The 25,606-nt window shown below is 63.3% G+C and carries 22 protein-coding genes and 2 pseudogenes; 13 read left to right on the forward strand and 11 right to left on the reverse strand.

Going from position 1 to position 25,606, the window contains the following annotated elements; translation table 11 throughout:
• Nucleotides 1-16: 16 nt before the first annotated feature.
• Complete coding sequence (locus QCE79_RS23920) at nt 17-550, forward strand: universal stress protein (RefSeq protein ID WP_309848230.1); 534 nt, start codon at nt 17-19, stop codon at nt 548-550.
• Here the strand turns inward: QCE79_RS23920 and QCE79_RS23925 are convergent.
• Nucleotides 517-1,263 (reverse strand): IclR family transcriptional regulator, encoded by a 747-nt coding sequence (locus tag QCE79_RS23925; RefSeq protein ID WP_309848231.1) that lies wholly within the window; start codon nt 1,261-1,263, stop codon nt 517-519. The genes QCE79_RS23920 and QCE79_RS23925 overlap by 34 nt on opposite strands.
• Before the next feature lie 147 nt (nt 1,264-1,410).
• Here QCE79_RS23925 and QCE79_RS23930 point away from each other — a divergent pair, with 147 nt between their 5' ends.
• Complete coding sequence (locus tag QCE79_RS23930) at nt 1,411-2,598, forward strand: fumarylacetoacetate hydrolase family protein (RefSeq protein ID WP_250468881.1); 1,188 nt, start codon at nt 1,411-1,413, stop codon at nt 2,596-2,598.
• A 79-nt stretch (nt 2,599-2,677) separates the two neighbouring features.
• Here the strand turns inward: QCE79_RS23930 and QCE79_RS23935 are convergent, their stop codons facing one another.
• Complete coding sequence (locus tag QCE79_RS23935; RefSeq protein ID WP_309848232.1) at nt 2,678-3,661, reverse strand: substrate-binding domain-containing protein; 984 nt, start codon at nt 3,659-3,661, stop codon at nt 2,678-2,680.
• 309 nt (nt 3,662-3,970) lie between these two features.
• Complete coding sequence (locus QCE79_RS23940) at nt 3,971-4,477, reverse strand: GAF domain-containing protein (protein ID WP_309848233.1); 507 nt, start codon at nt 4,475-4,477, stop codon at nt 3,971-3,973.
• A 328-nt stretch (nt 4,478-4,805) separates the two neighbouring features.
• Between QCE79_RS23940 and QCE79_RS23945 the strand changes: the two genes are divergently transcribed.
• From QCE79_RS23945 to QCE79_RS23960, 4 genes are all read left to right on the forward strand, one after another.
• The gene (locus QCE79_RS23945; protein WP_250494370.1) at nt 4,806-6,047 is read left to right on the forward strand and encodes an ROK family transcriptional regulator; all 1,242 of its coding nucleotides are present in this window, start codon (nt 4,806-4,808) and stop codon (nt 6,045-6,047) included.
• A complete protein-coding gene (locus tag QCE79_RS23950) occupies nt 6,037-7,596 on the forward strand; it encodes a sugar ABC transporter ATP-binding protein (protein ID WP_309848234.1) in 1,560 nt (519 codons plus the stop codon). Before QCE79_RS23945 ends, QCE79_RS23950 begins: the two co-directional genes overlap by 11 nt.
• A gap of 19 nt (nt 7,597-7,615) precedes the next feature.
• On the forward strand, nt 7,616-8,632 hold the full coding sequence (locus QCE79_RS23955; protein ID WP_309848235.1) for an ABC transporter permease subunit: 1,017 nt from the start codon (nt 7,616-7,618) through the stop codon (nt 8,630-8,632).
• A gap of 80 nt (nt 8,633-8,712) precedes the next feature.
• Nucleotides 8,713-9,663 (forward strand): ABC transporter substrate-binding protein, encoded by a 951-nt coding sequence (locus QCE79_RS23960; protein ID WP_250468890.1) that lies wholly within the window; start codon nt 8,713-8,715, stop codon nt 9,661-9,663.
• A 75-nt stretch (nt 9,664-9,738) separates the two neighbouring features.
• Here QCE79_RS23960 and QCE79_RS23965 read toward each other — a convergent pair whose 3' ends face one another.
• Nucleotides 9,739-10,656 (reverse strand): hypothetical protein, encoded by a 918-nt coding sequence (locus QCE79_RS23965; RefSeq protein WP_309848236.1) that lies wholly within the window; start codon nt 10,654-10,656, stop codon nt 9,739-9,741.
• Between the two features lie 136 nt (nt 10,657-10,792).
• Between QCE79_RS23965 and QCE79_RS23970 the strand changes: the two genes are divergently transcribed.
• Genes QCE79_RS23970 through QCE79_RS23980 form a run of 3 tightly spaced genes read left to right on the forward strand, consistent with a single transcriptional unit; the run spans nt 10,793 to nt 12,116 of the window.
• Nucleotides 10,793-11,278, forward strand: coding sequence for a molybdopterin-dependent oxidoreductase (locus QCE79_RS23970; RefSeq protein WP_250468894.1), 486 nt, complete (start codon nt 10,793-10,795; stop codon nt 11,276-11,278).
• Nucleotides 11,275-11,691 (forward strand): nitrogen fixation protein NifQ, encoded by a 417-nt coding sequence (locus QCE79_RS23975; RefSeq protein ID WP_309848237.1) that lies wholly within the window; start codon nt 11,275-11,277, stop codon nt 11,689-11,691. Before QCE79_RS23970 ends, QCE79_RS23975 begins: the two co-directional genes overlap by 4 nt.
• 35 nt (nt 11,692-11,726) lie before the next feature.
• Nucleotides 11,727-12,116, forward strand: a complete 390-nt coding sequence (locus QCE79_RS23980; protein WP_250510842.1) for a winged helix-turn-helix domain-containing protein — start codon at nt 11,727-11,729, stop codon at nt 12,114-12,116.
• On the opposite strand, the gene QCE79_RS23985 is transcribed toward QCE79_RS23980, so the two are convergent.
• Nucleotides 12,113-13,444 (reverse strand): DUF2325 domain-containing protein, encoded by a 1,332-nt coding sequence (locus QCE79_RS23985; RefSeq protein ID WP_309848238.1) that lies wholly within the window; start codon nt 13,442-13,444, stop codon nt 12,113-12,115. The genes QCE79_RS23980 and QCE79_RS23985 overlap by 4 nt on opposite strands.
• 248 nt (nt 13,445-13,692) lie before the next feature.
• On the opposite strand from QCE79_RS23985, the pseudogene QCE79_RS23990 reads away from it, so the two are divergent.
• Nucleotides 13,693-13,911, forward strand: a pseudogene (locus QCE79_RS23990) (biotin/lipoyl-containing protein); the annotation flags it as partial.
• 165 nt (nt 13,912-14,076) lie between these two features.
• Nucleotides 14,077-15,486: a dihydrolipoyl dehydrogenase gene (gene lpdA, locus QCE79_RS23995; protein WP_309848274.1), complete on the forward strand. Its 1,410-nt coding sequence runs from the start codon at nt 14,077-14,079 to the stop codon at nt 15,484-15,486.
• 6 nt (nt 15,487-15,492) lie between these two features.
• Here the strand turns inward: lpdA and QCE79_RS24000 are convergent, their stop codons facing one another.
• On the reverse strand, nt 15,493-18,978 hold the full coding sequence (locus QCE79_RS24000) for a response regulator (RefSeq protein ID WP_309848239.1): 3,486 nt from the start codon (nt 18,976-18,978) through the stop codon (nt 15,493-15,495).
• 416 nt (nt 18,979-19,394) lie between these two features.
• Here QCE79_RS24000 and QCE79_RS24005 point away from each other — a divergent pair, with 416 nt between their 5' ends.
• On the forward strand, nt 19,395-19,694 hold the full coding sequence (locus tag QCE79_RS24005; protein ID WP_244829885.1) for a DUF4148 domain-containing protein: 300 nt from the start codon (nt 19,395-19,397) through the stop codon (nt 19,692-19,694).
• Nucleotides 19,695-19,731: 37 nt separating this feature from the next.
• Here the strand turns inward: QCE79_RS24005 and QCE79_RS24010 are convergent, their stop codons facing one another.
• The 5 genes and pseudogenes from QCE79_RS24010 to QCE79_RS24030 form a co-directional block, all read right to left on the reverse strand.
• On the reverse strand, nt 19,732-20,058 hold the full coding sequence (locus tag QCE79_RS24010) for a hypothetical protein (protein WP_309848240.1): 327 nt from the start codon (nt 20,056-20,058) through the stop codon (nt 19,732-19,734).
• A 93-nt stretch (nt 20,059-20,151) separates the two neighbouring features.
• The gene (locus tag QCE79_RS24015) at nt 20,152-20,370 is read right to left on the reverse strand and encodes a hypothetical protein (RefSeq protein WP_309848241.1); all 219 of its coding nucleotides are present in this window, start codon (nt 20,368-20,370) and stop codon (nt 20,152-20,154) included.
• 79 nt (nt 20,371-20,449) lie between these two features.
• Entirely contained in the window at nt 20,450-21,193 is a 744-nt protein-coding gene (gene phbB, locus QCE79_RS24020) for an acetoacetyl-CoA reductase (RefSeq protein ID WP_244829882.1), read from the reverse strand.
• An 846-nt stretch (nt 21,194-22,039) separates the two neighbouring features.
• On the reverse strand, nt 22,040-24,355 hold the full coding sequence (locus QCE79_RS24025) for a cytochrome P450/oxidoreductase (RefSeq protein WP_309848242.1): 2,316 nt from the start codon (nt 24,353-24,355) through the stop codon (nt 22,040-22,042).
• An 80-nt stretch (nt 24,356-24,435) separates the two neighbouring features.
• A pseudogene (locus QCE79_RS24030) lies at nt 24,436-25,410 on the reverse strand (autotransporter domain-containing protein); the annotation flags it as partial.
• Nucleotides 25,411-25,412: 2 nt separating this feature from the next.
• On the opposite strand from QCE79_RS24030, the gene QCE79_RS24035 reads away from it, so the two are divergent.
• Nucleotides 25,413-25,606 (forward strand): hypothetical protein (locus QCE79_RS24035; protein WP_309848276.1); only part of this gene is annotated, 194 nt, incomplete at its 3' end.

Raw genomic sequence — 25,606 nt, forward strand, 5'->3', positions numbered from 1 at the left:
TGCAACGGAGGCCATCATGTACAAGCACATTCTCGTCGCGGTCAGCACGAGCCTCAGCGAAAGCGCCCTGACCACTGCCATCTCGCGCGCCCGCGACTGCAACGCGCGCCTCACCGCGCTGCATGTGGTCGATCAGACGCCGTGGTGGGCCGTCGTCACCGCCGAGTGCAATTTCACGGAGACCGCCGCGGTCATCGACGATCACGCGCGCGCCGTCACGCGCTATAGCGCCCGGATGATCGAGCGCGCGGGCATCGATGGCGTCGCGCGTAGCATCACGCTGCCGCCGCATGGCGTGAGCATCGGCGAGGCAGTTGCCGATGTCGCAAGCGAGATCGGCGCAGACCTCATCGTTTTAGGCGGCGAAGCGGAAACCGGCTGGAGATTTGGCGAAGCGCGCATGCGCGACGTGATCTGCACGCATACGGCATGCGACGTTCTGATTGCATCGCATGGCGTGAGGCACGTGTTCGATACGGGCGAAATGCAGGCGATCGAAGCCCGCTTCACACAAGCTCACAGCGCCCCGCGCAACAACGCCGCAAGCTGAACGATGCCCATCGAAATCTGCTTTTCGCGCTTTGCATCGAGCCTTCCGATGGGCACGCTCGTCGATACCGCCACGCGCTTGCCCGCCGGCGTCATGCCGACATAAGCCGCGAAACACGCAAGCCCTTCCGTCACTTCCTCGCGTTCGAGCGCGAGACCGCTCGTGCGAATGGACGCGAGCTCGCGCAACAGCGCCGCGCGCCGCGTGATGGTGCGCGGCGTTACCGCTTCGAGACGCTCGGGCAGGCGTTCGCTGATGGCATCGTCTGTGAGACCGGCCAGCAGCGCCTTGCCGAGCGCGCAGCAATGCGCGGGCAGCCGCGAACCGAGATCCGATACGAGCCGCACCGGCCGATGCGCGTCCTCGCGCGCGACATACACAACCTGCACGCCATCCAGCACGGCAAGCTGCACGACCTCGTTATGCGTGTTGATGAACGCGCCCGCGCCCTCGCGAAACGCCGCCTGCAGCTTGTCGTGACGCACGTACGCGTTGCCGAGCTCGAACAGGCCGACGCCGACCACGTAGCCATCGTCGCGCTTTTCGACCCACTGCATGCGCGCAAGCGTCTCCAGCAGCAGATAGAGCGTGCTGCGCGACAACCCGGTGGTTTCGGCGAGCGTGGCGGCGCGCACGGGCTTGGAGGCGTCGGCGAGCGTCTGAAGAATGTCGCTCGCGCGGCGCAGGGCGGGCACGTCGTAGGCTTTATCCATGTCGATGGTCGCGGTTATTACTAAATCGGAAGCGAGATTGAGACCGCGCATATTCCAACAGGTTGGATAAACATGCAACCCAATGGACACTAACGCACCTGCGGGCTACGATCGTTTTCCCTTTTCCCGTGCACGGTGATCCCACTCATGCAGCCCGTTTCCCTTTCCGCGTATCTGCCCGAAGACTTTGCCGATGCCTTGCTGATCGGCCGCGTATGGCGTCCCGCGCCGGTGAACGGCCCAGCGGTCGTTGCCGTGCGCCGGGGCGAAGTGTTCGACATTACGCGCGCCGCGCCGACCACAGCCGATCTCTTCGACAATCCCGACGCCGTGAACATCGCGCGCACGGCTGAAGGCGAACGCCTCGGCACCGTGGAAGATTTGCTGCAAGCCACGCTCGATGCCGCAACCGACAGTCCACGCCTGCTCGCGCCCTGCGACGTGCAGGCGGTGAAGGCGTGCGGCGTCACCTTTGCGGTGAGCTTGCTGGAACGCGTGATCGAGGAACAGGCGGGCGGCGATGCGACGAAGGCGAAGGAAGTTCGCGAGACCATCAACAAGTTGATCGGCGCGGATCTTTCGAAGATCAAGCCCGGTTCGGAGAGCGCGGCCAAGTTGAAGGCGGAGCTGGAGCGGCGCGGCGCGTGGTCTCAATACATGGAAGTCGGCATTGGGCCGGACGCGGAAGTGTTTTCAAAGTCGCAGCCGATGTCGTCGGTGGGCTTTGGCGCGGACGTGGGGCTTTATCCGACATCGCAATGGAACAACCCGGAGCCGGAGATCGTGCTGGCGGTGAACGCGCGCGGAGAGATCGTTGGCGCCACGCTTGGCAACGACGTGAATCTGCGCGATATCGAAGGCCGTAGCGCGTTGTTGCTCGGCAAGGCGAAGGACAATAACGCTTCGTGCGCGATCGGCCCGTTCGTGCGCCTGTTCGACGAGCGCTTCACGTTGGACACGGTGCGCGGCACGACTTTGTCGCTGCGCATCGAAGGCGCGGACGACGATTTCGTGCTCGAAGGCGTGAGCCATATGAGCGAGATCAGCCGCGATCCCGCCGACCTCGTCAAGCAGACGCATGGCGCGCATCACCAATACCCGGACGGCTTCATGCTGTTCCTCGGGACGATGTTTTCGCCGATCAAGGACCGCGACACGCCGGGCGGCGGCTTTACGCATCATCTCGGCGACGTGGTGACGATTGCCACGCCGAGTCTGGGCGCACTCGTGAACACGGTGCAGCTTTCGACGGAAGTCGAGCCCTGGACGTTTGGGGTGCGGGCGTTGTATCGGAGTCTGGCGGCGCGTGGGTTGTTGGGTGGGGCGGCGGGTTGAGCGTTAGAGGATCGGCTGAACTTCAGCCTGCGCGCATGGCCCATCTGGCGACGCGCAGGTCATCGAGCGACAGCAGGCATTACGAAGAAGCGCCCAGCCTCGGCGGGCGCTTCATCCCCTTCGCCACCACCTGCACCGGCGTCTCCATGTACGGCGACAAATCCCGCTGTCGCCGTTTCTCCAGTAGCGCCTTCACCGCGACATCCACGCCGAATACCGCCTGACGCGCACCGAACTGCTCGACCGTCGCAAGCAGGCGCCCGTCTTCCACCATCGGTTGCACAGCGTCGATGTTGTTATAGCCCGTGACCAGCACGCGGCCTTTTTTCCCGGCGATGCGGATGGCATCGATCGCGCCCATCGCGAGGGTATCGTTCGCGCACAACATGCCGCGCAAGGTCGGGCGCGTGTAGAGCATCTGCAGCGCAATGGACTTGCCGCTCGCGAGACTCCAGTCGCCCGCGTCGGCGGCCGCGACGCGCACGTTCGCCGCGTTCATCGCATCCCTGAAGCCGATGGCGCGCTGCTGCGCGTTGCGGTCGTTCGCCGGTCCTCCGATGATGCCGACTTCATCGCCTGCTTTCAGCTTCGAGCCGAGATAATTGCCGACGAGCCGCGCGCCCCGGCGGCTGTCCGGACCAACGAAGGGAATGGTGAACGCCGGGTCGTCGGCGTCGTCGTCGAATGCGTTGTCGATGGCGATCACGATGATGCCCGCGCGTATCGCCTTCGTGGCCGAGGGAAGCAGCGCTTTCGAATCCGTCGGCGCGATCACGATGGCCTGAACCTTCGCATCGATCAAAGACTCGACGATTTGAATTTGCGCGGCGACGTCGTTGTCGCCCTGCGTGCCGCGCGCGATCAGATCCAGTTGCGACGCGAAATGGCGCTGGTAGTTGTTTGCGCCGTCGATCATGGACACGACGAAAGGATCGTTCACCGACTTCATCACGAGCGCGATGGTAGCGCGGCCATCGGCGGCGCGCGCATCGCGAGCACGTACCAGGCCGCTCGCGCTCAGGGCGCACGCGGCAAGCAGACGGCGGCGGGCAAGGCTCGGCATCGGAATGGAGGGCGTTAAGGTCGCCCCATTGTAGCCGCAGGCGGGGAAGACGCTTGCCGAAACGCAGCGAACTACCGCGTGGCCACGTTCGACGGATGGATTGCGTTGAGCGGAGTGATGCCGCGCACGCCCAGCGAACTATTGCGTGATCGCTCCCACTGCGTGAGATGCGTTGAGCGGAGTAGAGCCGCAAGCGTCCAGCGAGCTACCGCGTGATCTCGACCGGAGCGTGTCTCGCGTCGAGCTAAACGGGAACTGCAAGCGCATACCGCGCCGATTGCAAAACCGCGCGCTTCAAAGAAACGGCCATCAGCTCTTCGCGCGCTTGCTCCACGCAATCGCTACGAACGCCGTGCACAGCGCTTCCATGCCCGTGGCGTCTTCATCGTCGAAGCGGCCGGGAACCGGGCTATCCACATCCCATACGCCTATCAGAGCGCCAGCGGCATCGACGAGCGGCACGACGATCTCCGAACGCGACGCCGAGTCGCACGCGATATGACCCGGAAACGCCTCGACATCCGGCACGACTTGCGTGCGCCGGTCGCGTGCCGCCGTGCCGCACACGCCGCGTCCAAGCGCAATTCGCACGCACGCCGGCTTGCCTTGAAACGGCCCGACGACGAGCTCGGCGCCGTCGAAAAGATAAAAGCCCGCCCAGTTCAGATCAGGCAGCGAGTGAAAAACCAGCGCCGAAAAGTTCGCCGCGTTGGCGATGAAATCGCTTTCGTCCGCCAGCAGCGAGCGCACCTGTTGAAGCAGATCGTCGTACTGGGCAGTTTTACTCGCGTGGGCCGACTGAGAGATCGAAAACATGATGGCGCAACCGCAATGTCGAAAAGTGTCGCCGACGATAGCACAACGCTCATCGCCACGCAGGCAAAGGCACGGACGCCCGAAACTTGGAACTGAAGGGTCTATCGCCTAGTGTGAAAGGCGCACATTCGTCGGGAGCGTTGCTTGCATTGCATGCCACGGATGGTTTTCATTCGCTGCTTAAAAGCAGGCTTGGGGAATTCCCTCTCTTTACAAGAACGCGCCGCCGTCTTTAAATAAATCAACTTGATTTAATTAATGCCCCGCATGAGGGCGACACGAGACAACGAGCGGCGCTTCATGCGCTGACTCGACAGGAGACAGGCGCGTGAAACCAGCAAGCGGCAGAGGCAGCAACTCCGCGAACGTCCGGCGCTACAACGAACGCCTGCTGTTGCAGGCGCTGCGGCGCACCGAGCCCGCATCGAAGGCCGATCTCGCGCGTCACGCGAATCTGACGAGCACGGCGGTTGGCAGCATCATCGAATCGCTCGGCAAGGCCGGGCTCATCGAGTACACCGGACGCCGGATCGAAGGCCAGCGCGGTCAGCCGGCCGCGCTCATCCGGCTCGATCCGCGCGGCGCGTTCGGTATCGGCGTGCGGCTGGACCGCACCGGCATCGAGACGGTGCTCGTCAATTTCGCGGGCGACGTGCTCGGGCGCAGCGCCATCGACATGGTGCTGCCGCATCCGTCGGTCGTGCTCGAAATCGTGCGGCGCGATGTCGAACGGATGCTCGCGCTGCTTAGCGCGTCCGAACGTGAACGGCTCGCGGGCATCGGCATCGCGCAGCCGTTCAATCTCGGCAGCTGGCTGCGCGAACTCGGCCTGCCCGCCGAAAACTTCCGCGCCTGGGACGAAACCGATTTTCCCGACGCCCTCTCGCGCGCGCTCAACCTGCCCGTCTTCAGCGAAAACGACGGCAACGCCGCCGCCACCGCCGAACTGTTCTACGGTCACGGCCGCACGTGCGACGACTTCATCTACCTGTTCCTGGGCTCGGCGATTGGCGGCGGCATCGCCATCGACGGCGATTGTCTGCGCGGCGCATCCGGCAACGCGGGCGATATCGGCGTGATTCCCGTGCCGCCAAGCCGCCTGCCCTCCGCCCCGCAACCCGCTGGGCAGTGGGACATTTTGCTGTCGCGCGCCTCGCTCAATGCGCTCGTGCGGCATCTGCACTACAGCGGCGCGGCGGCGGACAACCGCGTCGACTTGCAGGCGTGCATCGAACAACGCCTGCCCGCCGTCGACGAATGGATCGAGGACTGCATCGAAGCCCTCGCGCCCGCGTTGCGCGCAACCTTGTGCGTGCTCGACGTGCCGATGGTCGTGATCGATTCCGACATCGACGGCGGCCTGCTCGACCGGCTCGTTGCACGCCTCCGGACCACGATGACGGCCAACGCGCCCGAGGCACGCGGCACGCCCGCGCTCGTGCGCGGCACCTTCGGCCCGGATGCGGGCGCGATCGGCGCCGCCACGTTGCCCATGTTCTACAACTTCTCCCCGCGCGCCGGCTTTCGCCACGCGGGCATCAAAACGCAAGAGGTGAACCATGCCGCATGACACCGCGGACCCACGTACGCCGCTTCTGGAAATGCGCGGCATCAGCAAGACGTTTCCGGGCGTGCGCGCGCTGAACGACGTCCGTCTTTCGGTCTTTCCAGGCGAAGTGCATTCGCTGATGGGCGAAAACGGCGCGGGCAAATCCACGCTCATGAAAATCCTGTCGGGCGCGTATCAGGCCGATGCAGGCGGGCAAATTCTCATCGATGGCAAGCCGGTCGTCATCGACGGTCCGCTCGCGGCGCGTGCGCTCGGCGTCGCCGTGATTTATCAGGAACTGAGTCTCGCGCCCAATCTTTCGGTGGCCGAGAACATCTACGCGGGCCGCGAACTGCGCAAGGGCCGAGGTCCGTGGTCCGTCGTGGATCGCGCCGGCATGGAGCGCGGCTGCGTGGACGTATTGAAGCGGCTGGGCGCGTCGTTCAAGCCGCACACGCTCGTCGGCGATCTTTCCATCGCGGAACGGCAGCTCGTGGAAATCGCGCGCGCCGTGCACGCCCACGCGCGCATCCTCGTGATGGACGAGCCGACCACGCCGCTCTCATCGCGCGAAACGGACCGGCTGTTCGAGCTCGTGCGCACATTGCGCGCGGAAGGCATCGCGATCATCTACATCAGTCATCGCATGGCGGAGATTTACGAGCTGTCGGATCGCGTTTCCGTGCTGCGCGACGGCAGCTACGTCGGCACGCTCAAGCGCGACGAACTCTCCGCCGAGAGCCTCGTGAAGATGATGGTGGGCCGCGACATCTCCGGCTTCTACAAGAAGGAACACGCGCCTTACGATCCCGGCAAGATCGTGCTGTCGGTGCGCGATATCGCCGACGACCGCCGCGTGCGCGGCTGCAGTCTCGAACTGCACTCGGGCGAAGTGCTCGGCATCGCGGGACTCGTCGGCGCGGGACGCACGGAACTCGCGCGCCTCATCTTCGGCGCGGAAGAACGCACGCGCGGCGACATCCTGATGCACGGCAAGCCGCTCAAGGTGCGCACGCCGCGCGATGCCATCGACGCCGGCCTCGTCTATCTCACCGAAGACCGCAAGGGTCAGGGCTTGTTTCTCGACATGAGCGTGCGCGACAACATCAACGTCGCGGTCGCCGGACGCGATTCCAAGATGGGCGTGATGGACATCGCGCACGGCAACAACCGCGCGCGCGAGGCAATCGCCGCGCTCACCATCCGCGTGCCGAACATGCGGGTGAACGCGGGCGCGTTATCGGGCGGCAATCAGCAGAAGGTGCTGCTATCGCGTCTGCTCGAAACGCGGCCGCACGTGCTGATCCTCGATGAACCGACGCGCGGTGTCGACATCGGCGCGAAGTCGGAGATTTATCGAATCATCAACGAACTGGCGCGCTCGGGCGTCGGCCTCATCGTCATTTCGAGCGAGTTGCCGGAAGTGATCGGCGTGGCCGACCGCGTGCTCGTCATGCGCGAAGGCCTGATAGCGGGCGAACTCGGCGGACATTCCGGCAAGCCGATTTCGCAGGAAGGGATCATCGAACTGGCGACGGGCTCGAAGGTCAAGCTCGATCAGGCCGCATAAAAGCACATTGGAGAGAGACATGGCTAACACCACCAAGCATGACAACGTCGGGCCAGGCGCGGCGGAACGGCAGACGCGCATCGAACATCGCGAGCGCATGCAGGTCCTGATGCGCACCGCCGGCATGTTGCCGGTGCTGATTCTGCTGTGCATCGGCTTCGGCATCGTCACCGATGGCTTCTTCAGCCTGCAGAACATGTCGATCGTCACGCAGCAGGCGTCGATCAACATCGTGCTCGCGGCGGGCATGACCTTCGTCATTCTCACGGGCGGCATCGACTTGTCGGTCGGCTCGATCCTGTCCGCGGCGGCCGTCACCGCGCTGCTCGCGTCGAACTTGCCGCATCTCGGCTGGCTCGGCATTCCGGCCGCGCTTGCCGTCGGTCTCGGCTTCGGCGTGGTCAACGGGCTGCTGATCTCGCTGCTCAAACTGCCGCCGTTCATCGTGACGCTCGGTTCGCTCACGGCGGTGCGCGGCATTGCGCGGCTCATCGGTAACGATACGACCATCTTCAACCCGCAACTTTCGTTCGCGTTCATCGGCAACGACACGGTGCTCGGCGTGCCGTGGCTCGTGATCATCGCACTCGCGGTCGTCGCCATTTCGTGGTTCATTCTGCGCCGCACGGTGCTCGGCCTGCGCATCTATTCGGTCGGCGGCAATCCGGAGGCGGCGCGGCTCTCGGGCATCAAGGTGTGGGGCATCCAGCTTTTCGTCTACGCGATGTCGGGACTGCTCGCCGGTCTCGGCGCGGTGATGTCGGCGGCGCGGCTCTATGCGGCGAACGGTCTGCAACTCGGCCAATCGTATGAACTCGATGCCATCGCCGCGGTCATTCTCGGCGGCACGAGTTTCGTGGGCGGCGTGGGGTCGATCGTCGGGACGCTGGTCGGGGCGCTGATCATCGCCGTGCTGTCGAATGGACTCGTGCTGCTCGGCGTGTCGGATATCTGGCAGTACATCATCAAGGGGCTCGTCATCATCGGCGCGGTGGCGCTCGACCGTTACCGCCAGCGCGGTTCGGCCCGAACCTGAAGTTTCGCTTTGAAAACACCGGGCGCATGCAGGTCCGCCTGCGCCCGTCCAACTCGAATGGACCCACTGGAGACAACAACATGCGCAAACACAACAAGCTTTTCGCCAGCGTCGCACTCGCAGTCGGTTTTTGCGCGGCGCTGCCCGCCGCGCAGGCCGCCGACAAGCAACTGAAGTCGGTCGGCATCACGGTCGGCTCGCTCGGCAATCCGTACTTCGTGACCATCTCGCGCGGCGCGGAAGCCAAGGCCAAGCAGATCAATCCGAACGTCAAGGTCACGGCGGTATCGTCGGATTACGACATGAACAAGCAGTTCACGCAGATCGACAACTTCATCTCCGCGCACGTCGACATGATCCTGCTCAACGCGGTCGATCCGAAGGCGATCGAACCCGCCGTGAAGAAGGCGAAGGCGGCGGGCATCGTGGTGGTCGCGGTCGACGTGGCCGCTGCCGGAACGGACGCCACCGTGCAGACCAACAACGTGCAGGCGGGTGAACTCGCGTGCGATTTCCTCGCGAAGAAGCTCAACGGCAAGGGCAACGTGGTGATCGAGAACGGGCCGCAGGTTTCGGCCGTGACGGATCGCGTGAAGGGTTGCAAGGCGGAACTGGCGAAGAATCCGGGCATCAAGGTGCTATCCGACGACCAGGACGCGAAGGGTTCGCGCGAAGGCGGCATGAACGCGATGCAAGGTTATCTCACGCGGTTTCCGAAGCTCGACGGCCTCTTCGCGATTAACGATCCGCAAGCCATCGGCAGCGATCTCGCGGCGAAGCAACTGCGTCGCAACAATATCGTGATCACGTCGGTGGATGGCGCGCCGGATATCGAAAACGCGCTCAAGACCGATACGCAGATTCAGGCTTCCGCGAGTCAGGACCCGTGGTCGATGGCGCAGCAGGCGGTGAGCGTCGGTTACGACTTGATGAACGGCAAGAAGCCGAGCAGCACGATGATCCTCATGCCGTCGACGCTCGTCACGCGGGAAAACGTGGCGAATTACAAGGGCTGGTCGTCGCCGCGTTGAGGTTCGACGTGACGTAGGCGCGAAAGAAGGCGGCGAATGCGTCGCCTTCTTTTTTTGGGTCGACCTTGGGCTCGCTCATCTGATCGGCAACACGCGCAGCGCGCTCGTCTTGCCCGACGACGCACCCGCGCGATCCACCGCGATCAGCCGCTTGCGCGCGACATCGACGGCCACGCCGCGAGGCGCGTCGAAGTCGCTGGCGATGACCGCCGCCGTACCGCGCTTCGACACACTGCACAACGCGTGCGCGCCGCATTTCGTGTAGAGCGTGCCATCGGGCGATGCGGCCATGAGATCGGGCGCATCGACGGTGGCGAACACATTGGTGGCCTGCACCGGGCCGCCCGCCGTGCGCGCGTCCTGCAGATCGACCTTGAAGATGCGGTTCGCCGCCTGATCGCTGATGAACAGCGTGTCGCCGACGACCGCGAGGCCCACCGGCTTCTTCAGGCCGATGACGAGATCGCGCTCGGTCACGCTGCCCGGCGTCGCGCCGCGCGTGATCAGGCTAACGCCGCCCATCGACGGCGCATCGCCTTCCTTGCCGAACCAGCTCGACAAAAACGTGCCGCTGTCCAGCACGACGAGCCCGAGGCGGCGTCGCGACGGGTTTGCATCGGCGGCAAGTGCGACTTGTCCGCTCGCGGCGATGTCGAACACCGCGCTGTTCTTGCCGAAGCCGAAGCGCTCGACGAGCAGATGTCCGTTCGGCGCAAACGCAATCTGACTGAGCGCGCCGCGCTCGCCTTCCTGCGCGGGAATGCGCGCGTAGAGCGAAAAGTCGGGCGATGCAGCGTCGAGATTCGAGGTCATCACGATGCTGTTGGTCTTGTCGTCGGTGACGAACACCGCGCCATCCGACCCGCGCACCGCGACGCCGTTCGGCGAGCCGGAAAGCTGGACCGTCTGCGGCGCGCTGACCGAGCCTCCGCCCGAAGTGCATGCGGCGGTGACGAGCGCCAAAATCGCGATCCACGCAGGACGACGGCTCATGAAGGCTCTCCCGTTGGCCGGAAAACGATAGTTGTGAATAATGCCGCATCCATGATCATCATGCCGCGAAAGGCATGGCATCGTACAATCTGCCGTAATATATTCAGCGATACATCGCATCTGCCCGGTCATCGCCATGAATCACGCGCATTCGCTCAGCCTTTCACCTGTCGTTCAGATTGGCGGCGCGGTCGAACGTCCGCTCGTGCTCGATGTCGCCGCCTTGCGCGAGTTTGCGAGCGCGAGCATCGATCCCTTCGATCTCGTCTGCTTTTCGACCGGCCGTTATATTCGACCAGTGGAACGATATCAGGGCGTGCAGTTGCGCGTGCTGCTCGACGCCGCTGGCGTGCGCCGTCCCGGCAGCACGGATTTCAAGCGCACCGTGTTTCTCGCGCATGCGCACGATGGCTATGCGGTGACGTTTTCCTGGCATGAGCTTTTCAACACGCCCGTGGGCGAGCAAGTGATCGTGGCGTATGCGTGTGCGGACCGCGAACTCGGCGTCGAAGATGGCCTGCCGGTGCTGGTGTCCGGCGCGGATACGGTGCACGCGCCGCGCCACCTGAAGCGGCTGGTACGCGTGGATGCCCACGTGCTCGGCAGCGGCCACTCGCCATGAACGTGAACGCGGCGGCGCGCGCCCTTCTCGCTCGCGCGGCCCATGCAGCCGTGCCCGATACGGTGTTGTTCGCGCGGTTGATCGGCGCGCGCATGGAAGCCGGCGATGTATCGCTGCTCGGTCTTAACAAGCCGGAACTCGATGCCCTGACCACGCGCCATTTCACGCAGACGATCGACGGCGATCATACGCCGCCGTGGACGCCGCACCGCGTGTTCGTACACGATCTTCATGCGCTTCTGATGCGCCATGACGTGACGCTGACGCATTCTCCCGACGACGCGCATTGTCTCGCGATGATCATCGCCACGGCGTGCCTGCGTCCCGCGAGCGCAAACGGCGTTGCGCCGACCTGCGCGCCAGGCTGTCCGGGTTGCAAGGATTACCGCTTCTGCTATCCGTTTCGCCAGTAGCGTTCGGAGGGTCTCGTTCGTGTATTCTCTCGGGCATGGCCACATCCCTCAAAACGAAACCTGCGGCGACGGCCCAAGAAACCGTCGAAGTGCGCTTTCGCATGCGCATCCGCAAAGGTGAAGCAATCGCGCTCGGGCCGGGCAAAGTGGTGCTTCTCGAAGCCGTGCGCGAACACGGTTCGATCTCGGCGGCGGCGCGCAGTCTCGGCATGTCGTATCGGCGCGCGTGGCTGCTCATCGACGAATTGAACCGCTCGCTGAAGTCGCCCGCGACTGTCTCGGAGCAAGGCGGCCAGAGCGGCGGCGGCTGCGTGTTGACGCCCGTGGGCGAACGCATCGTGCAGCTTTACCGCGATATCGAAACCGAAGCGCACGCCGCGTGCGCCGGACACATTGGCGCACTGACGAAGCTCCTCAAGTCCTAACCGTGGCGCAGGCAGAACGCCGAACGCGGCGGCGCGCTCGTGCGGCTCACGCGCTCGTCGACGTCCAGCCGCGCGACGAATTCCACGAAACTCGCCACGCTCGCCGTGCGCAACGGCGCGTAGTCCACGCCGTGACGGTCGCAGACGCGCTTCAACGTGTTCATCGAATCATGGTCGATGCAGTCCACCGGAAACAGCACCACGTCCGCGTTCGGCAGCGCGGCGGCGAGCAATCCCTTGCGATCCTCGATACCGCCATCGTGCACGGTGAGCGCGCCGCCTGCCGTTTCGACGAGCGACTTCAACACGGCGTTCGAGTTCGGTCTGCCGCCCACATAGACGATGCGTTTGCCGTTCACCCAGTCGAAGGCGCGCTGACGCGTGTCGGACGCTTCGGCGTTATCGAGCGTCGCGCGTTCCAGCGCCGCGCATTCCGCCTGCACGACTTTCAATAGCGCTTGTGCCTCGGCGAGCCGCGCGCGCAGCGTCTCGGCTTCGCCCTCTTCCTGCTGCGCGCGCCGTTCCGCGGCTTCGCGACGGCTCGTATGCAGCGCGAGACGGCGCTCGCCTTCCTCGGCCTTTTCGCGCAGGCGTCGCACTTCTTCCTCGAGTTCGCTCGGGTCCGTCTCCGGCTTGCGTTCGCCTTGCGCCGCGAACTCGCTCAACTGGCGCAGCGACGCGTCGCGCTCGCCGCTCACTTCCAGCAGACGCGCCTGCTGCCGTTCGATCTTGTCGCGCAGCTCCGCGTTCTCTTTTTCGAGCGCCACGAGACGCCGGATATCCGCGCGATTCGCCGCGCCCACGAGATGCGAGAGCATGTGCAGCTCGCCAAACGCCGACTGCCGCACTTCGATATTCGCGTGCGGATGCGTCATCAGCGCCCAGTAGGCGGGCGGGATGTCGCCGGACTTGAGCGCATCGGACCAAAGGTCGAGGAGTGCGTCGCTGCTGCGCGCGGCATCGAAACGGCGGAGCGCGCCTGAATAACGTTCGTCGAGCGCCTTGTTGAGCGCCTTCGCGCCCGCGCCGCCCGCAATCGCCAGTTCGACCGCCGCGTGGTGAATGTCGAGATCGCTCGCGTGATGACGATCCAGGTTCGTGAACTTCGGCACCAGCTTGCGCAACTCGTTGGTGGAGAGACAAGTACCGATAATCGAGCAATGCAGATGCGAATCCAGCTCGGAGAGCCGCACGCGCTTATTCGCGCCGCGCGCGTCGGCAGCCACGGCCGCGACTCGTTGCGGCTGCGGCTCGCAACATGCGTCGGACGTGCGCGCGTGCATGTCGATGCGAGTCGGGCGGGCAAGTGGAAACGGAGGGGCCTGCATGATCACCTCATGTTCGATCGGGCGGGAATGGTCGGTCCGCGTCTGTTTTCGCAATATACCACCGAATATAGCGAGGGCCGTCCGGCAAGCGGCAGTGCGGCGAGCGTGCCGCACACGGCGTATCCTGTGGCTTCTGCGCGGCCGAGACGGACAAAACGGATGCAAACAGATGCAAACGGAGGCAAGCGCCCCGCCCTTCGCCGCCGCACGGTTTCCATCGCACAAGCATGCTCACAAGGAGAATCTGAATGGCAAGGGTTGAAGTCAAGGTTCCGCAGCTTTCCGAGTCCGTCACCGAGGCAACGCTGTTGCCCTGGAAAAAGAAAGCGGGCGACCCGGTGACGCAAGACGAAATCCTCGTCGAACTGGAAACCGACAAAGTCGTGCTGGAAGTTCCCGCGCCGTCGTCCGGCGTGCTGGGCGAGCTTCTCAAGAAGGAAGGCGATATCGTCCACGCGGATGAAATCCTCGCCGCCATCGATACGGAAGGAAAAGCCGCGGCAGCGCCCGCTCCGGCTCCGGCTGCCGAGAAGCCGGCCGCCGCGCCTGAAAAGCCCGCCGCCGAACAACCGGCCGCTGCCGCAGCGCCCGCGCCTCAAGCCGAATCCAGCGAGAAAGCCGATTACGACGTCATCGTGATCGGCTCCGGTCCCGGCGGCTATATCGCCGCGATCCGCGCCGCGCAACTCGGCTATTCGGTCGCGTGCGTCGAAGAGTGGATCAACCCGGCCGGCAAGCCGAAGCTCGGCGGCACGTGCCTGAACGTCGGCTGCATTCCGTCGAAGGCGCTGCTCGCTTCGTCGGAAGAATTCGAGAATGCGCGACTGCATCTGGGCGATCACGGCGTGAACGTCGAGAACGTGAGTTTGGATCTGACCAAGCTGATCGGCCGCAAGGAAGCGATCGTCGAGAAGATCACAGGCGGCGTCGAGTTCCTTTTCCGCAAGAACAAGGTCACCTGGCTCAAGGGCCACGGCAAGCTCGCGGGCAAGGCTGGCGGCAACTTCACTATTGAAGTGAGCGGCGGCGACAAGGACGGCAGCCATACGGCGAAATACGTGATCATCGCGACGGGTTCGAAGGCGCGTCATTTGCCGAACGTGCCCGTGGATAACCGCATCGTCTCCGACAACGAAGGCGCGCTCGCCTTCGATTCCGTGCCGAAAAAGCTCGCCGTGATCGGCGCAGGCGTGATCGGTCTGGAACTCGGTTCGGTGTGGCGGCGGCTCGGCGCGGAAGTGACCATACTCGAAGCGCTGCCGGACTTCCTAGGCTCGACCGACACCGCGCTGCAAAAGGAAGCTGCCAAGCAATTCAAGAAACAGGGATTGACGATCCACCTCGGCGTGAAGATCGACAGCGTGAAGACGAGCGACGCGGGCGTCTCCGTGTCTTACAAGGACAAGGACGGCAACGCGGCGACGCTGGATGCGGACCGTCTGATCGTCTCCGTCGGCCGCGTGCCGAATACGGCCAATCTTGGTCTCGACTCGATCGGGCTCGCCGCCGATGAGCGCGGCTTCATCCCCGTCGATGGCCATTGCGCGACCAAGGTGCCGAACGTCTACGCCATCGGCGACGTCGTGCGCGGTCCCATGCTTGCGCACAAGGCCGAGGACGAAGGCGTGCTGGTGGCGGAGATCATCAACGGTCAGAAGCCGCACATCGATTACAACTGCATTCCTTGGGTGATCTACACGCATCCGGAGATTGCATGGGTCGGTCAGACCGAGCAGGCGCTGAAGGCCGAGGGCCGCGAGTTCAAGGCCGGCCAGTTCCCGATGATGGCCAACGGCCGCGCGATGGGCATTGGTGAAACGGACGGCTTCATCAAGGTGATCGCCGATGCGAAGACCGACGAGATTCTCGGCGTGCATATCGTCTCGGCAAACGCGTCGGATCTGATTGCCGAAGCCGTGGTGGCGATGGAGTTCAAGGCGGCGTCGGAAGACATCGGCATGATCTCGCACCCGCATCCGTCGCTGTCGGAGGTGATGCGGGAAGCGGCGCTTGCGGTGAACAAGCGCGCGCTCAACATCTAAAGCCGCTCAGACTCGCCGCGGCATCCACACCCGCAACAGCGAATACAGCCGATCCACATCGATCGGCTTCGCCAGATAATCGCTCGCGCCCGCGGCGAGGCATTGCTCCTGATCGTCCTTCATCGCCTTCGCGGTGATCGCGATGATCGGGAGCTTCTTGAAGCGCGCATCTTCGCGGATGCGTCGCGTCGCTTCCAGTCCATCCATGCCGGGCATCATCACGTCCATCAGTACGACGTCGATGTCCGCGTGCCGGTCGAGCGCCTCGATGGCCTCGAAACCATTGCGGCCGATAGCCACTTTCAAACCCTGATGCTCCAGCGCGCTCGATAACGAAAAGATGTTGCGGATGTCGTCGTCCACCAGCAGCACTCGGCGTCCGTCGAGCACGCGATCGCGCGAACGCGAGACGTGCAGCATCGCCTGGCGATCCGCCGACAGGTCGGATTCGACCTTGTGCAGGAAGAGCGTGACTTCATCGAGCAGACGTTCCGGCGAACGCGCACCCTTGATGATGATCGACTGCGAATAACGCATGAGTTCCGCTTCTTCGTCGTGAGTCAGATTGCGGCCCGTGTAGACGATCACCGGCGGAAACGACAAGGCATCCGTCGACGCCATCTGCCGCAGCAGATCGCCACCCTGCATGTCGGGCAGCTTCAGGTCGATGATCATGCAGTCGAAGATGGTCGTCTTCAGCAACTCCAGCGCGTCCTTGCCGAACTCGACAGGCGTGATTTCCACGTCCTGATCGCTGATGAGTTCGACGATGCTTTGCCGCTGCCGCGCATCGTCCTCGACCAGCAGCACGCGCTTGATCTTCTGACTGCTCTTGTCGGCGAGCCGCTGGAAGATGCCCATGAGTTGTTCGCGCGTGGTCGGCTTGACCGCGTGGCCGATCGCGCCGAGGTGCAGCGCGGCCTCGCTTCTGTCCGACGCCGACACGACATGCACGGGAATATGCCGCGTCTTCGGGTTCGCCTTCAACTCTTGCAGAACGACGAGCCCCGAGCGATCCGGCAAGCCGATATCGAGCAGAATCGCGCTCGGCGAACGTTCTTGCGCCAGCCGCAGCGCTTCGCCCGCCGTGCCGCTCACGATGCAGCGATAACCCAGCTCGTGGGCCAGATCGAGCAGCACTTGGGCGAAGCTCGCTTCGTCTTCGATGACGAGCACCAGGCGCCGGCCGGCGGCTGCGGCGTCGAGCCGGTCGTCGTCGATCACGGGCGTCGGTGTGACCAACGCGGCCACGTCATCGAGTGGCGCATTTGGCGTCTCCGCCGAAACGGGCGCGGGTGCAGGCACAGGCGCCACGAGTTCGAGCGCGTTTTGCACGGGCGGCGTGAGGGCGTCATAGATGACCGGCATCGTAAGCGTAAAGGTGCTGCCCACGCCCGGCGTGCTCTGCAACGCAATCGACCCGCCGAGCAGATGCGCGAGACTGCGCGAGATCGACAAGCCCAGACCCGTGCCGCCGTAGTGACGGCTCGTGGTGCCATCGGCTTGCTGAAACGCTTCGAAAATCGCTTCCTGCTGATCCGGCGCAATGCCGATGCCCGTATCCGTCACGACGAACTGCACCGCGTCCTTGCCCGCATTCTTCAGCGTGAGCGAGACCGTGCCCGAGTCGGTGAACTTCACCGCGTTGGCGAGCAGGTTCTTGAGTATCTGCTCGAGCCGGCGGAAGTCGGTCGTGAGCGTCGGATATTGCTCGATCTCGTTGCGCAGTTCGAGCTTCAGCTTCTTCTGACGGGCGAGCGGCTCGAAGGTGCGCGAAAGCGTATCCACGATGCGCTGCACGGGCACATGCTCGATGTGCAGATCGAGCTTGCCCGCTTCCACCTTCGACAAGTCGAGAATGTCGTTGATCAGATTGAGCAGATCGTTGCCCGCCGAATAGATCGTCTGCGCGTACTTGATCTGATCCTGCGTGAGATTGCCGTGCTTGTTCTCCGAGAGCAGTCTCGCGAGAATCAGCGAGCTATTGAGCGGCGTGCGCAACTCGTGCGACATGTTCGCCAGGAACTCGGACTTGTAGCGGCTTGCGCGCTGCAAGGCCTCGGCGCGCTGCTCCAGCACTTCCTGCGCCGAGTTTAGCGCCGCGTTGCGTTCGTCGAGCACGCGCGCCTGTTCCGCGAGTTGATCGTTGGTCTGTTCGAGCTCGGCCTTCTGGTTCGCGAGATACACCTGCGCCTGCGACAGCGCGTTGGTCTGTTGCTCCAGTTCCTCGTTGGTCGTGCGCAGTTCTTCCTGTTGCGTCTGCAACTCTTCGTTCAACTGCTGCGTCTCTTCGAGCACTTGCTGCAAGCGCTCGCGATACTGCGCCGCCTCCACGAAGTCGCCGATATTCCCCGCCACCGACGACATGAACTGGCGCTCGCGTTCCGTGAGCGCGTGCATCGCGCCGAGTTCGATGGCGCCGTTTGCCTCGCCCTCGTTTTCGATCGGGACGACGACGAGGCTCGTCGGCGTGGCCGAGCCGAGCGAAGAGGTGACCTTCCAATAGCCGGCCGGCACTTCGTCCACGTTCGTCAGGCGCTTCGAATGCACGGCCTGCCCGACGAGACTCTTCACGCCCGCGAGCGTCTGCGGCGACGTCTCGCTGTCCGGGTCGAAGCCGAAGCTCGCGGTGCGCCGGAGCGCGCCGTCGACATCGACGACGTAGAACGCGCCTATCGATACCTTGAGGTAGTCGGCCAGAAAGTCGAGCACCGTCTGGCACAACTGGTCGAGCGACTGCCTGCCGATCACCTGCGCCGCGAGCAGCGTCTGTCCCTCGCGCAGCCACGCCTGCTCCTGCAACGCGCGCGTCTGCTTCTCGTGTTCGCTGAGTGCCAGGCCATACGCGTTCGAAAGCTGCAAGAGTTCGCGGCGGCCGAAGACCGCCAGAATCACTGAAAGCGACAGGCTCAACACGAGAAACACGATGACGGTGATGGTCGTCAGTTCCTTCGCCGACTCCACGCGCTGAATCCGCAGCGTCTGCTCGATGTTGAGAAACGCGTCCAGCTCGCGCACCGTCTCGGCGCGTTCCGCCGCACCGCCTCCGGCACGCATCTGCGCGAGCGCATTGCCGTTGGCGCGACGCTCGGCGATCACGGCATCGGCGACCTTGTCCCATTGCGTCTGCAATGCGCGGATGCGGATCATGCGGTCCACTTGCGGCGTGTTGTCCGAGACGAGCGCGGCGAGCGTATCGATATCGGCGGTGAGCTTGGGTTTGGCGGTCTCGTAAGGCGCGAGGAAGCTCTCGTCGCCGGTGAGCAGATAGCCGCGTACCGCGCTTTCCTTCTCGCCGACGAGCCGCCCGATTTCCTGCGTATTGCCGATCACGCGTTCCGAGTGCTCGACCCAGTCGATGCCCGAGAGCAGATACAACACGAGAGCGACGAACGCGACCGCGGTGACGATGCCCGTCCCCAACGGCAGCGCGATATTTCGCAAGAGAATGCGACGAAACGTGGTTTCATCGACACCGGACCGCAATGGCATGGACAACTCCGATGGATATGGTTTCGTGAATGACGCTCGGTACGCGGCGCACGTATTTGCGCGCTTCGGCCGACGCGCATGTGAAGATTTTTTTCAAATCAGGCCGGTGCGAATCATAACCGGTCGGCGCGTGGAAACGCTTGACGGCGCTTGATCGCATCGCCCAATACGAACACGCCTTTCGACCCGCGACGTTGCCCAAACCGGCACGTCCGTTCGCGCTCTTTCACTTTGCTGAACAATTGCGCGGACCACCTTACAATGCACGGCAGCGGCGGGCGGCGCAATCCAAATGGTGAGCGCACGCCGGTCGCTTGGCTTTGGCTGTTCGCTGGTGCTTCTGATTGTGACTGTGCTTATAACCGACCTCGGCGGCCGGTCCCGGCCGCACGAATCAATCGACTTTTGGAGAGGATATGAAAGCAACGCTTGCCAGTAAGCTCGTCGTTTCCGTCATCGTGGCTGCATTCGGTGTTTCCGTCGCGCCGCTGTCTTTCGCTCAGACCAGCAGCACGACGGACGCGACTCAAGCCGCACCGTCGACCAAGGCGCAACGTAAAGCCGCCCGCAAGCAGGCACGCGCGAAGAAGAATGCCGAGCTGAAGAAGCTCGAAGACGCGGGCTACAACCCCGCGAAGCGCGATGATTCCACGTATCCGCAAGACGTCCAGAACGCTCAGAAGAAAGCGGGCATCGGACAAGGCGCGAGCCAGTAAGTCGCTGTGAAGCTCCCGCGCCTTCGGGTGCGGGAGTTTAATCGCGCGCCGCTTGCTCCACGCGCGCCACGCAACTGAACGATACCGTCGAAGTCTGTTCTTCGAGCGAGCGTATGCCGCTCGTCGCTTCGGATCGGATCGACACGCGTTGATCGCGTTGCTTGCAGTAGTCGTTGGCGGCGTCCATTGCGGCACTGCGCGCGGTCGACCAGGACATGCGAGTGCCGGTCGCCTTGCCGGTCACGGTGTAGACATCTGGCTGCGAGCCGGCCGTGACTTCGCTCGTGGTCCCGCACGCGGTGAGTGAAAGAGCGAACGCGAGCGCGCCGCACAGACGCGCGAGTGTGAAGAATGGTAAAGACATACGCTTGAAATGAGCCGTGATTGATGTACGGCCCGCATATTACAAGCGCCCGCGATTTTCTTCACGGGTCAGAGGAAACACAGCGCCTGCGCTTCAGGATTGCGCGATGCGATCGAGCAGCCGCTGAAGCCGCGTATGCTGACTCGGCGCGAGTCCCGGCGTCGATAGCGCCTGCACGACGCGATTGCGCCAGTAAGTCTTCGAAAAAAGCGAATTCGCGCCTTCGAGATTCAGCACCTGGTCGAGATGCTCGATCGCGGAATCGAGATGACCGATGTTGTAGACGGCGGCATCCGCGCTGAGTTGGTTCATGGACTCACCCGTATCGACATGTCGGACGTCATCGACGCGCCACGCGCGATTGAACGCATGACGCGTCGCTCCTTGCTCATCAATGCATGTGCTGGCCGCCGTTGATGGCGATATTCGAGCCGGTCACGAAGCCTGCGTCTTCAGAGCACAGGAACGCGACGAGCGCCGCGACTTCTTCCGGCTTGCCAAGTCGCCCGGCTGGAATCTGCGGAAGGATCTTCGAGTCGAGAATGTCTTGCGGAATCGCGGTCACCATCTTGGTGGCGAGATAGCCCGGCGAGATCGTGTTGACCGTCACGCCCTTTTTCGCCACTTCGAGCGCGAGCGACTTGGTGAAGCCATGCATGCCCGCCTTCGCCGCCGAATAATTGGTCTGCCCGACTTGCCCCTTCGATCCATTGACCGACGAAATATTGACGATGCGGCCCCAGCCGCGCGAGACCATCTCCTCGCAAACCGGCTTCGTCATATTGAAGACGGAATCGAGGTTCGTGCGCAAAACGGAATCCCAGTTCACCTTGCTCATCTTCTTGAAAGTCGTGTCCTGCGTGATGCCCGCATTGTTCACGAGGATATCGACGGGACCGACTTCATGCTGGATTTTCGCGACGCAGTGCTGGCTGGAATCGTAATCGGCGACATCCACTTCGTAGGCGCGAAAGGCGCGGCCCTGACGATCCATGTTCGCGAGCCACTCGGACGCCGACGCGTTTCCCGGCGAATGCGTCACGACGACAGCGAAACCCGCATCGTGCAGTTTGATACTGATGGCTTCGCCCAGTCCGCCCATGCCGCCCGTTACCACTGCAATTCGCTTGGTCATTGATGATAGCCCTCGTTACGTTTCTCTCAGATCGATGATGTTCAACTGCTTCTCGCGCCGCACTTTTGGTTTGCAGTCTCGCGGCGCGAAGATGTCATGCAAAAGCATGCTTGCCCGAAATGTTCGGAAAGCGTCCTCCAGTTGGCGGCGTGGCAGCCTTTAGCACGCCGCGCCTATGCATTCAGTCGACGCAACGACAAATTCAGTAATGTCGATTAAGGAAGTTTTGCACCAAACGGTGCACCAACTAGCTTGCAAAAATCGAGTGGTCCTTTTAATGGACCTTATTGAAAATCTCTCAGGTTCAGCGTTTGCCCTCGCGTACCTCCGACTGTGCAAGAATCGCGAGCGAGCGACTCCGTCGCACGGATATCGTGCGAATGCGCAAACGGAGACGTGAAGTTGTTCGATGAATGGTGCTTGTGCGTCGCACCAATTGAGACTGATTTTAAACGACAAAGGTGGACAATAAATTACATATTACTAGGTAATAACCCTAGTTGGAGTAAAAAAGTCCTTTGAATTGCAGCAGATGCATTGTCTAAAGGACCGCACGGCCGTTCATTAATCATCTTATTCAGTCGAAATCTTGCATGACATTAACCCGTCCGTATAAGGACGGGCAATCTGCAGGTAAGACGTGTGATCACAATTCACTATTTGGATCGTTACGAATATGCTTTGGTTATCACAAAACATTCCGAAAACTTATACGAACGATGACGGAGCGGAATATCAACATTTCACCTTCGGGTTAATCGGCTTTACGATTGATAAAGATCGGGCGTATGAACGACCTTCTAAATGCGCTCGAGCGCCGCACAGAAAGTTCGCCCCAGCCGATTATCAAAGCTCCAAAACGAGCCGCGATCCTTTCGCGCGTGAGCAGCACGTCATCATGCGGCGATTCGATTGCCGCTCTGCTCTAGTCAGGACCACGTCGCGATGATCGATTTCTCCTTCGAGCACGCGCACTTCGCAAGAGCCGCATAAACCTTCTTCGCAATCGCTTTGCACATCGACGTTTGCGCGCCTCAGTGTCGCAAGCAAAGCTTCCCCCGCTCCAACCGTCAGCGTGAAGCCGGAGTCCTTCAGTTCCACTTCGAACGCGTGCTCGCTGCCGGGATCGAGTGCACTGAGTGTCGATTCGAAATGTTCCGTGGTGAGCGCGTCTTCCGGCCACGCGTCGCTGACTGCGGCGAGCGCATCGAGCATGCGCGCGGGACCGCATGCATAGACTTGCGTGCCGCCATCGACGTGCAGCGACGCGAAGTCGATGCGCTCGCCTTCCGCCGACACATACACACGCAGACGGTCGCCATGAAGCGCGGTAAGTTCATCGACGAACGCCATCGACGCGCGCGAGCGGCCGCTGTAGTGCACTTCGTATTCGATGCCAACGGCGCGCGCGCGCCGCGCCATCGCACCGATCGGCGTAATGCCGATACCGCCCGCGATCAGCACGAGCCTGTCAGCGGTCTCGTCGAGCCGGAAGTGATTGCGCGGCCCGCGAATGCGCCAATGCGCGCCGGGCTTCGAATTGCCGTGCACCCATGCCGAGCCGCCGCGACTCTCCGTCTCGCGCAGCACGGCGATCTCGAACACGCCGCGCTCGTCCGGGTCGCCGCACAGCGAATACTGCCGCGATAGTCCCGTGTCGCCGCAGACGACATCGATATGCGAACCCGCCGTCCAGCGCGGCAGCGCGCGGCCATCGGCGGAAGCGAGACGCACGCGCACGACGCGATCCGCGCATGCCTTTACGCTTTCGACGATCACCGACCGGCTCACCGCATGCGCCGACGGCTCGCCGATCCGCACCACTTCGCGCGCATCGCGCACCGACGCGTCCGCGCGCTCCGGGTTCATCGCCGGGTCCCATTCCACGAACACGTGCTCGGGTCCGCGAAACGATGTGTTCGGCACATAGGTAAAGCGCTGCTCCGCGAGCTTCATGTGCGGCAAACGGCGCGTGAGTTCGTCGAGGAAAATCTGCATCTCCATGCGCGCGAGATTCTTGCCCATGCATTGATGCGCGCCGTAGCCGAAAGTCAGTTGATCGCTGGCGTTTTCGCGGCGGATGTCGAAGAGGTCGGCGTCGGCGAACTGATGCTGATCGTGATTCGCCGATGAGGTCACGATCAACAGCTTCGAGCCCGCCGGAATCGCGATGCCGCCGATGACCACGTCCTTCGTCGCGAGCCGCCGCCACGCCGCGACCGAACCGTTGTGGCGCAGGCATTCCTCGACCGCGTTGGGAATGAGGCTCGGGTCGTCGCAGATGTCGCGCCACGCGTCGGGATGTTGCAGCAGCAGCTTCATGGCGTTGGCGGTCGCGTTTGCGGTGGTTTCGTGCGCGGCGACGATACCCGCCATCATCATCGAATGCAGATAGGAGTCGGTGACGACCTCGGGCTGCTCCTTTTGCTTGCGGATGCCGTACTGCATCCAGCCGGGACCGGACGGATCTTCGCGCATCTTGTCGAGCACCTTGCCCGCGTACTGCCAAAAATTGCCGACCGCGTGCGCCACGGCGACCTGCTCTTCGGGCTTCGGACGACCCCATGTATTGACCGTATGCGCGATCGAGTAGCGGCGCAACGTGTCCATGTCTTCCTCGGGCACGCCGAGAAAATGCAGCGCGACGGTGAGCGGCACTTCCCAGAGCATCTGATCGACGAGATCGGCGCGGCCATCGTCGATAAAGCGATCGACGTAGCTGCGCGTGAGCGCGCGGACCATCGGCGCGTGATGCGCGAGCTCGTCGGGCGTGAAGGGCTCCATCAGCGCGCGGCGGCGCGGCATGTGCGCGGGCTCGTCTTCGTTGACGAGCGTGCGGTTGAGCGCAAACCCGTAGGACGCGAGGACGGCGTTGGCTTCGGGACCCGTGGGCGTGATCTTTTCGAGCGCGATCGACGGACTGAACGTGAGATTGTCGCGGAAGATCGCCTTGATGTCGTCGTAGCGCGTGACGACCCAGTAGCCGAGCTTCGGACTATAAAAGACGGGCTCCTGCTCGCGCGCCCAGCGCACATATTCGGGCGGATCTTGCTGATAGCCGTCGCCGAAGGGATCGAAACTGGCCGCGCGCGAGCTGACAGGGCAGCCGTTCGGGGCGAGAGAGGCATCGTCGTGCAGGGGGCATTGCGGCGCGCTGCTCATCTTCGTCTCCAGTGTTCGTGCTCTTTTAGTCTCCAATAGTATGCATGGAGTCACGCGAGCGAACAGGTTTCAACGAGCGCTCACCACTTCCACAGCACGCCGAGACCGCCTTCGATCGCGCTGCGACGCGCGCCGCCGATATTCGTCGTGTAATTCACGTTGGCGAACGCGCTGCCGCGTGCGCTCACCTTCGCGACGATACCCGCGCCGAGTTGCGCGGTCGTGGCGGATACGCTCGTCGGAATCACGGTCGATGCGGCGAAGGTCACGGTATCGGTGGCGCCGAAGTAGCGCCAGAGGTTCGCGCGCAAATAAGGCTGCCACGAAGTCCCGGCCGCATCGAAGTTGGCGAACAAACGTAGGCCGAGCCGCCCGATCAGACCGCTCGCTTCATCGAACGATACGTGCGAGATGCCGTCATCGATATCGTCGAGACTCGCGTGCTGCCAGATCAGTTGCATTTGCGGCTCGATGCCGAGGCCCGCGGGCAGCGCGATGGGCAGCCCTGCTTCGAACGATGCGGCGAATGTCGTGCCGTGTGTGCTGGCGCCGACGCCGCGGTTCGATACCGGATCGGCGGTGAGCGTGCTGCCGAGCACGACGGCATCCGTGTACCAGCCGCCGGGGCCGACATGCGTCCAGTAGAGGCCGGCGCTGTAGGCATCGACCGAGAGATGGCCCACGGCTGAGTTGGGGAAGCCGAGCGCGAAGCCGCTAACGTCGCCGCTTGCGCGCGCGAAGCCGAGGAAAAAGCCATAGTGATTGCGATGACCGGTGGAGCTGGCATCGGCGTACACATCGTGTCCAACTTGCGCGCCACCGATTCCACCGCTGAATTCCGGGTCCGCCGCGCCGCTGTTGCGCAGCGTCGCGTGGCCGCCCCAGACGCGCGCCCATGCGGCGGGCAGCGCGCCGGTTTCGCCTAGCAATGACTGCTCGCCCTGACGTTCGTGGAATGTGCCGATTTGCTGGATCGCCAGTTCGCGCATGATGATCGGCACTTCGGTGTAGACGGGCACTTCGGTTCGATAAAGCGGCGTCGGAGCCGCGCCTGGCGGTGGCGGCGGCGGAAGCGGTGGTGTTCCGGCGGCGGCGGTTGGAGTCGGTGGGTTTGGTGTCGGTGTCGGTGTCGGTGTCGGTGTCGGTGTTGGCGTTGGCGTTGGCGTTGGCGTTGGCGTTGGCGTTGGCGTTGGCGTTGGCGTTGGCGTTGGCGTTGGCGTTGGCGTTGGCGTTGGCGTTGGCGTTGGCGTT

Source organism: Caballeronia sp. LZ003, from assembly GCF_031451465.1.
In the GTDB taxonomy this organism is placed as follows: domain Bacteria; phylum Pseudomonadota; class Gammaproteobacteria; order Burkholderiales; family Burkholderiaceae; genus Caballeronia.

Bases quoted from the DNA above. Each gene is read 5' to 3' on its own strand.
- QCE79_RS23920 (WP_309848230.1), top strand. From the start codon at position 17: ATGTACAAGCACATTCTCGTCGCGGTCAGCACGAGCCTCAGCGAAAGC.
- QCE79_RS23925 (WP_309848231.1), bottom strand. From the start codon at position 1,263: ATGGATAAAGCCTACGACGTGCCCGCCCTGCGCCGCGCGAGCGACATT.
- QCE79_RS23930 (WP_250468881.1), top strand. From the start codon at position 1,411: ATGCAGCCCGTTTCCCTTTCCGCGTATCTGCCCGAAGACTTTGCCGAT.
- QCE79_RS23935 (WP_309848232.1), bottom strand. From the start codon at position 3,661: ATGCCGAGCCTTGCCCGCCGCCGTCTGCTTGCCGCGTGCGCCCTGAGC.
- QCE79_RS23940 (WP_309848233.1), bottom strand. From the start codon at position 4,477: ATGTTTTCGATCTCTCAGTCGGCCCACGCGAGTAAAACTGCCCAGTAC.
- QCE79_RS23950 (WP_309848234.1), top strand. From the start codon at position 6,037: ATGCCGCATGACACCGCGGACCCACGTACGCCGCTTCTGGAAATGCGC.
- QCE79_RS23955 (WP_309848235.1), top strand. From the start codon at position 7,616: ATGGCTAACACCACCAAGCATGACAACGTCGGGCCAGGCGCGGCGGAA.
- QCE79_RS23960 (WP_250468890.1), top strand. From the start codon at position 8,713: ATGCGCAAACACAACAAGCTTTTCGCCAGCGTCGCACTCGCAGTCGGT.
- QCE79_RS23965 (WP_309848236.1), bottom strand. From the start codon at position 10,656: ATGAGCCGTCGTCCTGCGTGGATCGCGATTTTGGCGCTCGTCACCGCC.
- QCE79_RS23970 (WP_250468894.1), top strand. From the start codon at position 10,793: ATGAATCACGCGCATTCGCTCAGCCTTTCACCTGTCGTTCAGATTGGC.
- QCE79_RS23975 (WP_309848237.1), top strand. From the start codon at position 11,275: ATGAACGTGAACGCGGCGGCGCGCGCCCTTCTCGCTCGCGCGGCCCAT.
- QCE79_RS23980 (WP_250510842.1), top strand. From the start codon at position 11,727: ATGGCCACATCCCTCAAAACGAAACCTGCGGCGACGGCCCAAGAAACC.
- QCE79_RS23985 (WP_309848238.1), bottom strand. From the start codon at position 13,444: ATGCAGGCCCCTCCGTTTCCACTTGCCCGCCCGACTCGCATCGACATG.
- QCE79_RS24000 (WP_309848239.1), bottom strand. From the start codon at position 18,978: ATGCCATTGCGGTCCGGTGTCGATGAAACCACGTTTCGTCGCATTCTC.
- QCE79_RS24005 (WP_244829885.1), top strand. From the start codon at position 19,395: ATGAAAGCAACGCTTGCCAGTAAGCTCGTCGTTTCCGTCATCGTGGCT.
- QCE79_RS24010 (WP_309848240.1), bottom strand. From the start codon at position 20,058: ATGTCTTTACCATTCTTCACACTCGCGCGTCTGTGCGGCGCGCTCGCG.
- QCE79_RS24015 (WP_309848241.1), bottom strand. From the start codon at position 20,370: ATGAACCAACTCAGCGCGGATGCCGCCGTCTACAACATCGGTCATCTC.
- phbB (WP_244829882.1), bottom strand. From the start codon at position 21,193: ATGACCAAGCGAATTGCAGTGGTAACGGGCGGCATGGGCGGACTGGGC.
- QCE79_RS24025 (WP_309848242.1), bottom strand. From the start codon at position 24,355: ATGAGCAGCGCGCCGCAATGCCCCCTGCACGACGATGCCTCTCTCGCC.